Below are 12,222 nucleotides of genomic sequence, written 5' to 3'. Positions count from 1 at the left end.
GGCCTCACTTGTCCTTCAGGGTTTCATAGCCGTTCGACCGATAGAAGGCCTGAACGTCCGCGGCATCGGGCTGATACTTCGCCCCCGTCTCGTCGGGACCGGGATCATAGGCCTCAGCCTCCGTCACCATGGCCGGCGAGATCGCGGCAGCGACGGCGGCCACGGTGGCGACGCCGGAAGCCGAGCGAAGGAAACCTCTGCGGTCCAGCTTGTTGCGCGAATCCACCGTCATCGTCTTTTCCTCCCGAAACCGTCCGTCATCGCCATCCCCCGCCTCACGCGGCGCGGTCCGAGGCCTCGGCCTCGATGGCCATCAGAGCCCGCCCAACGGCGGCCACAAGCTTGTAGAAATCCGCGGCCTTTGCCGCTTCCACATCCGCAAAGAACCGGGCGCCCCAGGGTTGCAGATGCCGTGCGAAGAAGCGCTCGTCCGCGCCCTCCGGCGTCCCGAACCGACCGTCCGCCAGTCCCGACAGAATCTCGCAAAGGACGGCGATATGGTCTTCGAACTCGCCGAGGCCCGGCAGACGCTCGATCCCGAGTTCGCCGAGGTCCTGCCGCAGGCGCGCCAGCGGCTTCTCCTGGAGAAAGCCCGTCAGGTAATAGGATCCGTAGGGGACGAGCTCGCCGCGGCCGACGCCGATGAAGAGATTGAAATATTCCCGCTCCAGAGCGTCCGGCGCCGCCACGGCCGCTTTGGCGGCGAGCGCACGGCAGGCCGCCCCCAGCGCCCCCTGCCCGCCCTCGACGGAGGCCAATGCCGCCAGCGTCGCGGGCGTCGGCGACCGCGCGAAAAGGACGGCCAGCATGGCGTAAAGATGCGAGCGGGCGAGATCCACGGCGTCGCGCGCGTCCAGAGCTGCCGCTGCCTCTTCCACCGGCATTTCTGCCGGGGTCGGGAGGTGCTCCGAAAATGTGACGTGTCCGTTCTGGCTCAAGCGCCGATACCCTTTTGACTGCCCGGCAACACGCAATGCGCGTGTCGCTTGCATGGTCTGGCGGACGATAAAGGGGGAAGCGGCCGATGCAACTCATTTTTTGAACGTTTCCAAACAGAAACGAAAATCCTGAGGGGTTTCTCAGCTCGGCAGAGCACCGCCATGCCGCAAGGGACGCGCCTGGGGGGCCGCCGGCGGAGTGTCCTTCGAGGGATCTGGATCGACGCCGGCCGCCTCTGCGCCCGGGGTTTCGGCAGCGACCAGGAGGGGATCCTGCCGCTCGGCAGACGGCGCGACGGGTTCCTCGACAGGGTTGTCAGCCGGCTGCTGAATCTCGGGCAAGGCGGCCTCTGGGTCCGGCCCGATCTCCTCCTGCACCCTGTCGGTGCCGAAAATGCCGCGCACCATCTTGTCGACGTCGATCGACGCCGGGATCGGGCCGGAGACCGGCATTCCGCCGGGTATGTTCCAGTCCCAGGCATAGTCGCGGGCATCGCCGATGGCGTCCCGGATGTCTGGATCGATCGACCACATGCGTCGGAGCGCGCGATTGCGCAGCGCCGCCGGCACGCCGGAACGGAGAAAGCCGGTGATGTCCGACGCCGCGGTCAATTCTTCGGGATCGGGAAGGTCGGCGAGGTCTTCGGCAGTCAACGCAGCCGGAATCGCCGCGCCTTCTGCCTCCGTCGAGTCGTCGACCGGATCGACGGGTTGGTCACTTCCGTCCCGGGCCACCGCGCCGGGGGCTGCCAGGCTCTGCGCCTGGGGGTCGAGCGGCGGGACCGGCGAGGGATCGACGCCACGCTTGCGGCGCGACCAGCGGGCGATGAAATCGGTGCTCATGCGCTATGTTTCCCCCGGCGGTCGCCAATGCAAGCGCCTTTCCTGGCCCTACTCTGCACGAGAAGGCCATGGCCGGGCGTCCCGCCGCGCGGCCGAGGGATTGCGCGTCGCCGCCGCACCCCGCAGACTTGCCCGATGATGCGCCCCGCCCTTCTCGTCCTGCTTATCGCGATGCTGCCCTGCACGGGTTCCGCGGCCGATCTCCGCGGCCATGGCGGACCGGTCCGCGGCCTCTCCGTCACCGCAGACGGCCTGATGGCGGTTTCCGGCAGTTTCGATACGACGGCGATCCTGTGGTCTCTCCAGACGGGATCGGCGCAGCAGGTCCTCCGGTTCCATGCGGGCTCTGTCAATGCGGCAATCTTCCTGCCCGGTTCTACCGCCTCGGCCCCACGCTTCGCGACAGCCGGAGACGATGGACGGATCGCGCTGTGGGAGGGCGGCGCCACGGCTCCCTCGCGCGTGTTCGAAGGGCATAGCGGCCCGGTCGTCGCACTCGCGGTTTCAGCGGACGGATCGCGGCTCGGATCGGCCGCGTGGGATGGCAGCGCCCGCGTCTGGCCGCTCGACGGCCAAGGCGCCCCTAGCGTCCTCGAGGGGCATCAGGGCAACGTCAACGGGATCGGTTTTCTCGCCTCGGGCGAGATCGCGACCATCGGCTACGATGGGACGCTGCGTGTCTGGCCCGCCGACGGTCCCGCCCGCGTCACGACCTTCGAGACGCCCTTGAATGCCCTCGCGGTGCTGGGGGAATCGCGTCTGGCGGTCGGCGGCGGCGACGGCCGCCTGCGGATCGTCTCGGCCGCCGACGGGAGCGTCGAGGCCGAGAGCGCCGTGGCGCCGACGCCGATTTCGGCCATCGCCGTCTCGGGCGACGGGCAGACGGTCGCCGTCTCCGGCCTCCGGGGCGCGGTGCAGGTTTTCGGCGGGCGCAGCCTCGAGCCGCTCCGAACGCTGGTCGGCCCGGGAATGCCGGTCTGGTCCATGGCCTTCGTTCCCGGCACGGCGGACCTTTTGACCGGCGGCAACGACCATGTCGTCCGGCGCTGGGACACGCGAACGGGGGCCCCTCTCGGCCAGGGGCTCCTCGTCTCGGAAGCCGACCCGCTCGCCGCCTATGGCGACGACCCGGGCGCCGAGGTCTTTCGTGCCTGCGTCGCCTGCCACACGCTCCAGCCGGGGGAAGGCACGCGCGCCGGGCCGTCGCTCCATGGCGTCATGGGGCGCCGCATCGCGACGCTGCCTGGCTATGACTATTCCCCGGCCTTCGCCGGTCACGACATCGTCTGGACCAAGAAGACGATCGCCCGCCTGTTCGAGGTCGGACCGCATGCCCTGACGCCCGGCACCAAGATGCCCGAGCAGACCATCACCCGGCCGGAGAGCCGCCAGGCGCTCGTGGACTTTCTCGCACGGGTGACGGCCCCGAAGGACTGACGGCCCAGGCCCTGGAGCTCAGGCCTCGTCGTCCAGGACCGCGTAGTCGGCCGCCGTCCGCGGGCGTTCACGCGCTGGCCCGGCATAGGGGTCGAACCCCTCGTTCAGCGCGGACTCGACGCGGCAGGCCTCGCACATCCGGATCGCGTCGAGCCGGCGGGCATTCTCGCCGCTGAACATCCAGTGGCTTCCCTCGAGCTTGGCGACCACGCGCTCGATCGTGCTGCGGGTGCCGAAGGGCTTGGCGCAGCGGACGCACGGATAGGGCTCCTCCTCCTTCAGCGTCACGCGCGGCGCGTTCCAGGCGGCGAAGTCGAGCTGTGGGCGCAGCGTGATGACGTCTTCGGGACAGGTCGCGGCGCACAGGCCGCACTGGACGCAGGCATTCTGCGAGAAGCGCAGCATCGGCCGGTCCTCACCAGCCGACAGCGCCCCCGTCGGGCAGGCCGAGACGCAGGAGTGGCAGAGCGTGCAGCCCTCGGTCTCGACCAGCACCGTCCCGAAAGGGGAACCGGCCGGCAAAGGCACGAGCGCAACGGGTGCGGGCGCGACCTCGTGCATGGTGCGCAGGCTGAACTCCAGAAGCCCGCGCTTGGCGCCGACAGGTGCAAAGCGCGACGGCTGCGGGCTCGGCACGCCCCCCGGCAGGGCGGCGAGCGCGGCGAGCAGTTGCTCCGGCGCATCGGCCTGCACGATCGCGCAGGCCTCGGCCCCATAGCCGAGGGCGGCCGCGAAAGTGGTGGCGATGGCGACGGTCCCGGAAAGCGCCGCGATGCCGTTTTTCGGCGCCCGGCGCGTCAGCAGGCGGACGCCCGACACGCCATAGGCCAGAGCGGCGGCGATGACCTCGATGCCGATCTGCTTGATCTCATTGACTTCGAAAGGCAGCACCGTCGCCGGCAGCTCTGCGCCGATCGCCTGGATCAGCGGACGTCCGACGGTGACGTCGTGGATCAGGACGATGGCGTCCGTCCCGCCCGAATCCCGAAATGCGAGGATCATCGCGCGCAGGCGGCCGAGCTGCTCGTCGATCGTCGGCACGGTGTAGGACGCCGCGCCGGTCGGGCAGACGGCGGCGCAATTGCCGCAGCCCGCGCAGACCATGGCGTCGATCGAGACCACGTCGCCCAGCGGGGTGATCGCCTCCATGGCGCAGGCGTCGAGGCACTGCGTGCAGCCCTTGATCGAGGAGCGGGAATGGGCGCACAGCTCCGGGTGGAAATCGATGTACTTCGGCTTGTCGAACTCGCCGACGAGCTCGCCGGCCTCCTCCAGCGCCCGCGCCAGGGCGACACCGTCGGCCGGATCGATCTTGAAATAGCCGTCGCGGGCCTCGAAGGCAGGAAACAGCGCCGGCGCGTCCGACAGGTCGAGGATCAGGTCGCAGCGCGACACGGCACCGTCGCGGACCGGACCACCCCTTGTCGCGGCGAAGCCGTCGAGAACGGCTTCATAGGCGCCGAAATGGCCGGACGCCGAAACGACACGCCCGTGGACGACCGGAAAGGCCAGGCCGCCGGGAATTTCGACCGCGTTGCCGTCCGACAGCACCACCGTCACGTCGAGCCGGTCGGACAACGCAAGGCCCGCGGCGATCGCCGCCGCACCGGCGCCATGCACGAGAACGACGCCGTTGCTCGACAGCGTGACCAGCGGCGGCGCGGAGACGGCGCGGGCGGAAAGAGCGGCAAGGGCGGACTGGCGCGGCTGGTCGTCCATGGCAAAGATCGGCACTGTCTGAGCGGTCCTCATTGATGCTATTGGGTTTTCTGCACTGGCCGTTCAGGCTAGAACCATTGTAAACTGTGAAAAGTCAATCCGAATCCGTGTGATCATGCCCTTCTCCCGCCCCTCCCCGCTGGCTTCGGACCTGTCGCTGCCGCCCCCCTATTCGCTCCTGGCGATGCGCGAGGCCGTCGATCCTTTTGCCCATGCCCGGGAGATCGCGCTGTCGGCGGGAGCCGGCACCTTGGTCTGGGCCCGGCGCTTCCACCTGGCCGAGTTTGCCCTGGTGCTGGAGCCGGAGGAGCCCCTGGCCCTGGCGCGCCGCGTCGTCTACGCCGCCGGCAATGCGCTGGGCGACGCCCTCAGCATCCATGCGCCGCCCCTGGTCGACATCGCGCTCGGCTGGCCGGATGCGATCCGCATCGACGGCGCGCTGGTCGGTGGCCTGCGTCTCGCCTGGCCCGAGGGCACGCCGGAGGATGCCGTTCCGGCCTGGCTCGTCCTCGGCGCGACGATCCGCGTCATCGTGATGCAGGCCGGAGAAGCAGGGCTGCGCCCCCTGCTCGGCGGGCTTGACGAGCAGGGCTTTGAAGAGTTGAACCCAGGCACGCTCGTCGAGGGCTTCGCCCGTACCTTTCTGCGCGAGACGAGTCTGTGGGCCGAGGAAGGATTTGACGCCGTGCGTCAGAACTGGCTGCGCCGCTGGCGCGGGGAAGACACCGAGATCCTCGACGATGGCGACGTCCTGGCCGGCGGCACGCGCCGCTCGCTGCGGGAGGCGCTGTATACGCCATCCTGGCTCGATCCCGCGACCGGGGCATTCTGGATTTGACCGGGCTGAAGCTGCCGCGCACGATCCGGCTCGATCCTTCCGACGAATTCGTCTTCGACGAGACGGCAGCGCCCGGCGAATGGGCGATTTCGGGCGCGTTCCGGTTCTGGGACCGCGACATGCAGGCCCTGGCCGGCAAGGAGCGTCAGGCTTTTCGCTCGGGGCTGCTCGGCCTTTCGAGTTTCGGCTGGTCGACGCTGGTGGTGGTCACGCCCGCGAGCCAAGCCGAGCGCGAGGCGGCGGTAGCCCTGCTCGCCCGCCAGCTCGTCGTGCATCTCGGTGCGCCCGACGAGGCGACGGCCTGGGCCGCGGCCGAGGAGGAGATCGCGTTTGCCGCTTCGCTCTGCGACCATCCGGAAAACACCCTTCTCGCCGTCCAGCGCAGCGTGGAAGAGGACGGCATCCGCGAGCGCTTCCGCACCCTGAAGAAGCGCGAGGACCTCGTCCAGCACAGCCGCGCCTTCGACATCGTGACGCTCGAGGACAACGACGACGGCGATGCCGCCGAGGCGGTCGATCTGCACGCTCTCATGCGAGGCCCGACATGATGGAATTCTGGGTCTCTTCCGGCCATCAGCTGCTCGACCGGGACGAGGACGGCCGCCTGGTCCTCACCGACGACTATCTGAAAGCGCATTTCGCCCGGCCCGAGCTGATGCCGCCGCCGGAGGCCTGTCCCGCGGAGCAGCGCCTGCATGCCGCGCTCATGGCCGATCCCCGCCGCACCGTCGAGCCCGCCGAGATCGCCGCCCTCGAGGATGCGGATGCACGCGAGAACTGGCAGGTCATGCTCGCCTTTCGCGACCGGTTGACCGCCGCGCCGACGCTGGAGGGCGCCTATCTCGGCCTCGTCAGGGGGCACATGCATGAGACGCCGCCGCTCTTCGTCAACCAGCTGACGCAGGTGATCCTGCGCAATGTCCTCGACGGCTGCGACGACGCGCATGTCCTGCGCGCCGCGGAACTGTTCTTCCGCCCGCAGCGCGCCAGCGTCGAGGCGGGCGCCCTGCTCCTGGCTGATGCCGAGATCGTCGAGCTGCAGGAAGACCGCGGCCGCTCGGCCCCGCCGCTGCTCCAGATGTTCGCCGAACCCGTCGTCACCGAGCTCGACGTCCTCACGGACGAGAACGCCGCCTCGTACGGCCACCGCAGCGAATCCTTCGACCTCGTCCTCTCCTTTTCCGGGGGCGTCGCCTCGCGGCGCGGCCTGGCGCGGGCCATCGAGCTCTGGGTCGCCCATCTCCTCGGCGTGGCCGTCACCGTCACGCCGGAGGCGCGCGCCGACGAGGAGGACTGGGCCTGGTTCGTCGGCCTGGACGCCGATGCGACGCGCATCGGCAACGCGCTCTGGCGCGGGCAGGAACTCGATGACGGCGACGCCGAGCGGATCATCGGCCTCTTTGCCCTGCGCTTCACCCATCCGGAGGAGGCGCTTCCGGCGATCGGCGCGCGACCCGTTTGGCTCCTGCTCGCGATGACGCGGACCGGCGAAGTGCGGATGAAGCCGCAGAACCTCATCGCGGGATTGCCGCTTCGCACGCGCGAGGAGACGAGCTGATGGCAGGGCCCAATTTCCGTGTCGGCGTCGTGGTGGAGCGACGGCCGTCGTCGAGCCCCTGGGCGACCCACGCCTTCCGCGTCGTCGCCATCGTGCCGGAAGCCGCCGACATGGCCGACGGGCATGTCCTCGGCACGGAAGGAGACGCAGCAATGCTCTATGCCGGCTCCGCCGATGTCGAGTTCCACCGGGTGGAAACGGGCAACTATCGCGACAACCTCGCCACCGGCGAGGCGATGCTCTGGGTGACCCTGTCGATCGAGGACACCGCCGCCGGCATCCGCCTGCTCTCGGTCACGGCCGACCCGGCGGAGGGCGAAGCGATGACGGAGGCCGGCGGCCTGATGGTCGACGTCGCGCCGATGCCCTCGGAAATCGCCGAGCGGCTGGCCGACTTCGTCCGGACCCACCACGTCGAGCGCGTCTTTCGCAAGCGCAAGCGGGAATAGCGGCGTCCCCGACGGTGATTGCGGATGCTCAGGCAGGTCGCGATCTCGTTCATCCTCGTCCAGATCAGCCTCGACGCGGCAGTCTATCGCTAGGTGTGCGTGACAACGGGGGTCGGCTGATCGACGTGATCCGCCGCTTTCGACGAGGCGCCAGATCGACGAGGGTTTGGGGCGTTGCAGCAAAGGTCAACGCCGCCGCTGATCGTTCCGCGAAACTCTCCCAACCACGCTTTCCTGCTCCCGCAGCCGGCTTGTCTGTGCGAGCCGCTCGGGCAAAGATACGCCGGCGCCATGCGGCGAGCGCAACTCGACCTGAATGCCGCGCATCAGGAGGAGAGGAACGTGGTGATACCAGCGCGCATCGCCGTCGGATGGATCCTTGCCATGGTCGCCGCGACCGGATCGCCGGCTGCCGCGCAAGATACGGCACCTGCACCGACAGCGGCACCCGCACCGACAGCAGCTCCGGCACCGACTCCGGCGCCGGCAACAACGGCCCAGACCGCCGCGCCGGGACGCAACTGGCAGGTCAATTGCAACGGGGATGGCGAGGCCAAGCGCTGCACGGTCTTGCAGAACCTGGTGGCCGATCAGGGAAAGGGCCAGCAGCGATTGCTGACAGTGATGGTCCAGCCCGGCGCGGACAATAAGCCGGCGCTGCTTTTGGCGCTGCCGCACGGGCTGTTCCTTCCGGCCGGGGTGCAGATGCAGATCGACAAGGGCGAGGCCCAGAAGCTGGTCATCCAGACCGCCGATCAGAACGGCAGCTATGCGGGCGCCGCCCTGGACACGGCCCTGCTCGACAGGCTGAAGGGCGGCAGCACCCTCGGCGTCACCTTCCAGTCGGCGCAGCAGCAGGATGTCACCGTCCCGGTGACGCTGGTCGGCTTCTCCTCCGCTTACGCCGACTTCGCGGCCGGCCGTGCAAGCACCCCGGCGCCGGGCGAGACGACCCCGTAGTGGAGCCGGACCGGACGGCTCTTACCATGCCGCTCGGGCCGCCTAGCGTCCTTCAGGAAGCCGGAGCGCGAGATCGCCCCATCCGGCCCGCGACGCAATCTGCGCGAAGACGAGCGGCAGAACGCCGTTGTGGCGCAATTCCGCAAAGGCCTCGTCCGAAAGCTTGTCGACCGCCGCGGCGTCGATGACCATAAAATCCTTCAGCGCCACCTTGGAGCCGCTCGGCAGGGTGAGCGTCGCCAGGCTCCCGGTGAGAAGCGCGTGCTTGCGCAGGAGTTCGACGATCTTGCGCGTCGCCGCGATCTCCCGTTCGAAGGCGGCGCAGAACTCCAGTGCGTTGTCGGTCACCTTGGTCGGCTTGCCGTCCTCGAACAGTTTGTCGCCGCCCTGCTCGAGAAGGCGCCCGGCCGCCCGGTCGACGCAGAGCGTCAGCCGTCCCTGGTCCTCGCCGGTGGCGAAGACGAACGGGTAGCGCCGCACATAGGACGGAATGTACACGCCCGGCTCCCAGGTGCCGGTCGCATCGACGAAGAGGTTCTTGCCGGTCGAGAGGCCCAGCACCGCCAGCGGCAGGAACTCCCCGGCGGTGGCGAAGACGATCGGATAGTGGCGGGCGGCAAAGGGCGCTTCCGCCGCGCTGATCGGCACCGACACGGCCCGGGCCGCAAAGCCGAAATCCGGCTCCGGCTTCAGGCCGAGCGCGCCGTGCCGCTCCGGCTGCAGGGCTTCCGGCCGTTTATAGAACAGCGGCATGACGGGCTGGGTCTGGCTCATCTCAAAGCGTCTCCCGATAGTGATCTGCCCGCTTCGCAGCGCATCCCCCGATGCCGCGTAGCGAGCCCCTTCAAGCAAGTTGGGGGATAATCTCCGGCGCGGCAATCGCCGGTTTCGATGCTCCGCCTAAATCCGCTATCCTGACGCGGCAGGGGCGAAGCGGGGTGGCAAATGGCAATGCTGACGACACTGGAATCGGCGCAGGCATGCGCCGGAAGCGCGTTCGAGGCGCGTACCGGCGGCGTTGTCGTGCCGCTCGTCCTCGACGCCGTGACGCCGCTCGGCCAGGGCCTGCGCGAAGGCGAGAGCTTCAGCCTGAGTTTTTCCGGCCCGGCCGCGCAGGCGCTTTCGCAAGGTACGGTCGCGCTCGCTCCGGCCGGCGATGGAAGCGAGGGCACACCGGTGTTTCTGGTACCCGTTGGGCGGCAGGGGGAGCGCATGTTCTACGAAGCCGTCTTCAACTGATCGCCACGCGACCGTCGGCGGCGTCGACCGTCGCCGTGCCGGCCGCAAGGCGCATCATCAGGTCGTAGACGCCCTTGTCCTCCACGGTCGCGAAGCCGAGGCGCCGATAGAGCCGCATCGCCGGATTGGCCTTCTCGACGTGGATCGACACGGCCTTGCCGACCGCCTCCGCCTCGGCGATGACTCCGGCGAGGATCGCGCTCCCGAGGCCGTCGCCGCGGGCCTGCGGCACCAGCGCGATGTCGACGATGCGGTGCTGGCCCGGCCAGCGCGCCAGGATCAGCCGGCCGACCGGCTGCCCGTCCTGCTCCAGCACCCACCATTCCGCATCGTTGTAGTGCTGGACATAATGCGCCTGCTGGGCCATCGCCTGTTGCGCGAGGAACGCTTCCTGCAGGGTGTCCGGCCAGCCCGACAGGGCCAGTTCCTCGGCGCGGGTCGAAGCGTAGAGGGCGGCGAAGAAGGCCGCATCGGCGGTCGTGGCGGCACGGAAGCGCGTTCCCTGAGGCGCCGGGCGCGGCATGGCCGCAGCGGCGCCGATCAGGGTGCCCCCGATCTCTCCTGAATCGGCGTCGTGCGCCTCCACCGTCCGACGGCCGCTCACGGCCGCGGCGGAAAGACGCCCTGCAGCGCGATGCAGAAATAGCAGGTCAGGTACGGCTGCATGTTGTTATGCGGGGCACTGCCGCCGGCGGGTGCCAATGCCTGTGCCGCCATCTGGGTCGTTGTGCCAGTGGCATAGATGAACAGATTGGCTCGCGCCAAAGCCTTGCCGGCGGGATCGTTGGATTCGGCCGGATCATCGGGAGCCGTCATGAGAGCGTGGGTATGGGCGGGCATTTCCGATTCCAGAAGAGTGACCGTTTCCGTGCCGCCGATCTCGCCCAGATCGTGCGGCAATAACCCGGGACCTTGCCCCGGATGCATCGGCGCCGAGCCCTGCAGATCCGGAAGGGCAAAATTGCTCTTGCCATTGCCGCCATAGGTGGTCCCCAGCAGCGAGAACAGCGCCGTGTTCTGGGAAAGCGGCAGGAGCTGCCCATCGCACCAGGCCCATCCCTTGGGCGCAAAGTTGAACGGGAAGATGCGGATCTCAGCCACAAATGGATCGGCCATCGCAGTCTCCTCAGGTGGGGCTCGGAAAGATGCCGAACATCGAAATGATGAAGTCGACGCAGAGATAAGGCTGGAAATTCGTGTGCGGCTGGCTGCCGCCAACCAGACTGATGGCGCTAGGGCTGAGCGGCGTGCCGGGAACGGCATTGATGAACGCATCGATCTGCGTCGATTTCCCGACGACATTGCCGGCCGGCGAGGGCGACGAGGCGGCGTTGCTGGACGCGAAAGCCGCGTGTGTGTGAGCCGGCATCTGGGGCACCGTCAGCGTGACGTCTTCCGTTCCGGCGCTCTCGGCAAGAATGAAACCATTACCCTGGTGGATCGGCAGGCGGCCGCGCAGGTCGGGAAGGCCGAATGTGCTTTCTCCGTCACCGCCATAGGTGGTGCCGATCAGCTGAAAGAGCGTCTCGTTCTCCGAGATGGGCAGCAGCTGCCCCTCGCAGAACATCCAGCCGGCGGGCGCGAAGTTACCGGCGAACATGCGAATCTCGCCGACATACGGCTGTGCCATGGCTGTAGATCCTTCAGTTCTGCGAGGGGAAGATGCCTTGGAGAGCGATGCAAAAATTCAGCACCAGGAACGGCTGCATGTTGTTGTGCGGCTGGCTGCCGCCGACCGTCGAGATGCTGGCTGGCAGGAGAGCCACCAGCGACGCCGGGCCTGTATAGAAGTCGTTCGGCGCGCTGCTGCCGAGCAGGATATTGCCCGCCGGGATGTTGTTCGTCACGGTCGTCGACGTCGCAAACTGGGCGTGCTGGTGCGTTGGAGCCTCGGCGATCGACAAGGTGTGCGCGGCCTCGCCACCCCGCTCCCCGAGCGTATGCCCTCCTCCGACATGGATCGGCGTGCGACCCCGATAGTCGGGAAGGGCGAAGTTGACGCGGCCATCGCCGCCGAACGTGGTGCCCAGCAGCGAGAACAGGGCCTGGTTCTGATTGATCGGCAGGAGTTGCCCATTGCATAGCGCCCAGCCCTTGGGCGCAAACCCGAAGGACATCAGGCGGATTTCAGAAAGAAACGGCTCGGCCATGCCCCCTCCAGGTGACGCAATCCCCACATTACCTAACGTCATACAAATACGAATGTCAAAGTCGCTCGCCACGGTATGTCGCGACGAACCC

General features: G+C 68.4%; 16 protein-coding genes. 7 read left to right on the top strand and 9 right to left on the bottom strand.

Annotated features, from left to right (window positions below):
* Positions 1–4: 4 nt before the first annotated feature.
* The 3 genes from IEX88_RS04875 to IEX88_RS04865 all read right to left on the bottom strand — a co-directional run bounded on the left by IEX88_RS04875 (position 5) and on the right by IEX88_RS04865 (position 1,781).
* Complete coding sequence (locus IEX88_RS04875; protein WP_188849458.1) at positions 5–232, bottom strand: twin-arginine translocation signal domain-containing protein; 228 nt, start codon at positions 230–232, stop codon at positions 5–7.
* 43 nt (positions 233–275) lie between these two features.
* Positions 276–938: a TorD/DmsD family molecular chaperone gene (locus tag IEX88_RS04870; protein WP_244639851.1), complete on the bottom strand. Its 663-nt coding sequence runs from the start codon at positions 936–938 to the stop codon at positions 276–278.
* Positions 939–1,079: 141 nt separating this feature from the next.
* A complete protein-coding gene (locus IEX88_RS04865; RefSeq protein WP_188849457.1) occupies positions 1,080–1,781 on the bottom strand; it encodes a DUF3306 domain-containing protein in 702 nt (233 codons plus the stop codon).
* A gap of 135 nt (positions 1,782–1,916) precedes the next feature.
* Here IEX88_RS04865 and IEX88_RS04860 point away from each other — a divergent pair, with 135 nt between their 5' ends.
* On the top strand, positions 1,917–3,218 hold the full coding sequence (locus tag IEX88_RS04860) for a c-type cytochrome (RefSeq protein ID WP_188849456.1): 1,302 nt from the start codon (positions 1,917–1,919) through the stop codon (positions 3,216–3,218).
* A gap of 18 nt (positions 3,219–3,236) precedes the next feature.
* On the opposite strand, the gene IEX88_RS04855 is transcribed toward IEX88_RS04860, so the two are convergent.
* The gene (locus IEX88_RS04855; RefSeq protein ID WP_244639850.1) at positions 3,237–4,952 is read right to left on the bottom strand and encodes a 4Fe-4S dicluster domain-containing protein; all 1,716 of its coding nucleotides are present in this window, start codon (positions 4,950–4,952) and stop codon (positions 3,237–3,239) included.
* A gap of 100 nt (positions 4,953–5,052) precedes the next feature.
* Here IEX88_RS04855 and IEX88_RS04850 point away from each other — a divergent pair, with 100 nt between their 5' ends.
* From IEX88_RS04850 to IEX88_RS04830, 5 genes are all read left to right on the top strand, one after another.
* Entirely contained in the window at positions 5,053–5,775 is a 723-nt protein-coding gene (locus tag IEX88_RS04850) for a biotin/lipoate--protein ligase family protein (protein ID WP_188849455.1), read from the top strand.
* 5 nt (positions 5,776–5,780) lie between these two features.
* Positions 5,781–6,323: a DUF6505 family protein gene (locus IEX88_RS04845; protein WP_188849813.1), complete on the top strand. Its 543-nt coding sequence runs from the start codon at positions 5,781–5,783 to the stop codon at positions 6,321–6,323.
* The gene (locus tag IEX88_RS04840) at positions 6,320–7,333 is read left to right on the top strand and encodes a DUF6352 family protein (protein ID WP_188849454.1); all 1,014 of its coding nucleotides are present in this window, start codon (positions 6,320–6,322) and stop codon (positions 7,331–7,333) included. The genes IEX88_RS04845 and IEX88_RS04840 overlap by 4 nt, the downstream gene beginning before the upstream one ends.
* Complete coding sequence (locus IEX88_RS04835) at positions 7,333–7,782, top strand: DUF3305 domain-containing protein (RefSeq protein ID WP_188849453.1); 450 nt, start codon at positions 7,333–7,335, stop codon at positions 7,780–7,782. Before IEX88_RS04840 ends, IEX88_RS04835 begins: the two co-directional genes overlap by 1 nt.
* A 384-nt stretch (positions 7,783–8,166) precedes the next feature.
* Positions 8,167–8,742 carry an invasion associated locus B family protein gene (locus tag IEX88_RS04830; RefSeq protein ID WP_188849452.1) on the top strand — a complete coding sequence of 192 codons (576 nt, stop codon included), beginning with the start codon at positions 8,167–8,169 and terminating at the stop codon, positions 8,740–8,742.
* Positions 8,743–8,784: 42 nt separating this feature from the next.
* Here the strand turns inward: IEX88_RS04830 and IEX88_RS04825 are convergent, their stop codons facing one another.
* Positions 8,785–9,516 (bottom strand): SapC family protein, encoded by a 732-nt coding sequence (locus IEX88_RS04825; RefSeq protein WP_188849451.1) that lies wholly within the window; start codon positions 9,514–9,516, stop codon positions 8,785–8,787.
* Between the two features lie 171 nt (positions 9,517–9,687).
* Here IEX88_RS04825 and IEX88_RS04820 point away from each other — a divergent pair, with 171 nt between their 5' ends.
* Positions 9,688–9,981 carry a DUF6916 family protein gene (locus IEX88_RS04820; RefSeq protein WP_188849450.1) on the top strand — a complete coding sequence of 98 codons (294 nt, stop codon included), beginning with the start codon at positions 9,688–9,690 and terminating at the stop codon, positions 9,979–9,981.
* Here the strand turns inward: IEX88_RS04820 and IEX88_RS04815 are convergent.
* The 4 genes from IEX88_RS04815 to IEX88_RS04800 are packed head-to-tail and all read right to left on the bottom strand — an operon-like array spanning position 9,974 to position 12,131.
* Positions 9,974–10,585, bottom strand: coding sequence for a GNAT family N-acetyltransferase (locus IEX88_RS04815; RefSeq protein ID WP_244639848.1), 612 nt, complete (start codon positions 10,583–10,585; stop codon positions 9,974–9,976). The genes IEX88_RS04820 and IEX88_RS04815 overlap by 8 nt on opposite strands.
* Complete coding sequence (locus IEX88_RS04810; protein ID WP_188849449.1) at positions 10,582–11,097, bottom strand: phage tail protein; 516 nt, start codon at positions 11,095–11,097, stop codon at positions 10,582–10,584. The genes IEX88_RS04815 and IEX88_RS04810 overlap by 4 nt, the downstream gene beginning before the upstream one ends.
* A 10-nt stretch (positions 11,098–11,107) precedes the next feature.
* Positions 11,108–11,611 carry a phage tail protein gene (locus IEX88_RS04805; RefSeq protein WP_188849448.1) on the bottom strand — a complete coding sequence of 168 codons (504 nt, stop codon included), beginning with the start codon at positions 11,609–11,611 and terminating at the stop codon, positions 11,108–11,110.
* Positions 11,612–11,624: 13 nt separating this feature from the next.
* Entirely contained in the window at positions 11,625–12,131 is a 507-nt protein-coding gene (locus IEX88_RS04800; protein WP_188849447.1) for a phage tail protein, read from the bottom strand.
* Between the last annotated feature and the right edge of the window lie 91 nt (positions 12,132–12,222).

The sequence above is a fragment of the Aureimonas glaciei genome (genome assembly GCF_014643375.1).
GTDB lineage: Bacteria > Pseudomonadota > Alphaproteobacteria > Rhizobiales > Rhizobiaceae > Plantimonas > Plantimonas glaciei.
This window is presented reverse-complemented; position numbering and strand designations above follow the sequence as displayed.

Coding starts and splice junctions, on each gene's coding strand:
- IEX88_RS04875 (WP_188849458.1), bottom strand. CDS start 232: ATGACGGTGGATTCGCGCAACAAGCTGGACCGCAGAGGTTTCCTTCGC.
- IEX88_RS04865 (WP_188849457.1), bottom strand. CDS start 1,781: ATGAGCACCGATTTCATCGCCCGCTGGTCGCGCCGCAAGCGTGGCGTC.
- IEX88_RS04860 (WP_188849456.1), top strand. CDS start 1,917: ATGATGCGCCCCGCCCTTCTCGTCCTGCTTATCGCGATGCTGCCCTGC.
- IEX88_RS04850 (WP_188849455.1), top strand. CDS start 5,053: ATGCCCTTCTCCCGCCCCTCCCCGCTGGCTTCGGACCTGTCGCTGCCG.
- IEX88_RS04840 (WP_188849454.1), top strand. CDS start 6,320: ATGATGGAATTCTGGGTCTCTTCCGGCCATCAGCTGCTCGACCGGGAC.
- IEX88_RS04835 (WP_188849453.1), top strand. CDS start 7,333: ATGGCAGGGCCCAATTTCCGTGTCGGCGTCGTGGTGGAGCGACGGCCG.
- IEX88_RS04830 (WP_188849452.1), top strand. CDS start 8,167: ATGGTCGCCGCGACCGGATCGCCGGCTGCCGCGCAAGATACGGCACCT.
- IEX88_RS04825 (WP_188849451.1), bottom strand. CDS start 9,516: ATGAGCCAGACCCAGCCCGTCATGCCGCTGTTCTATAAACGGCCGGAA.
- IEX88_RS04820 (WP_188849450.1), top strand. CDS start 9,688: ATGGCAATGCTGACGACACTGGAATCGGCGCAGGCATGCGCCGGAAGC.
- IEX88_RS04810 (WP_188849449.1), bottom strand. CDS start 11,097: ATGGCCGATCCATTTGTGGCTGAGATCCGCATCTTCCCGTTCAACTTT.
- IEX88_RS04805 (WP_188849448.1), bottom strand. CDS start 11,611: ATGGCACAGCCGTATGTCGGCGAGATTCGCATGTTCGCCGGTAACTTC.
- IEX88_RS04800 (WP_188849447.1), bottom strand. CDS start 12,131: ATGGCCGAGCCGTTTCTTTCTGAAATCCGCCTGATGTCCTTCGGGTTT.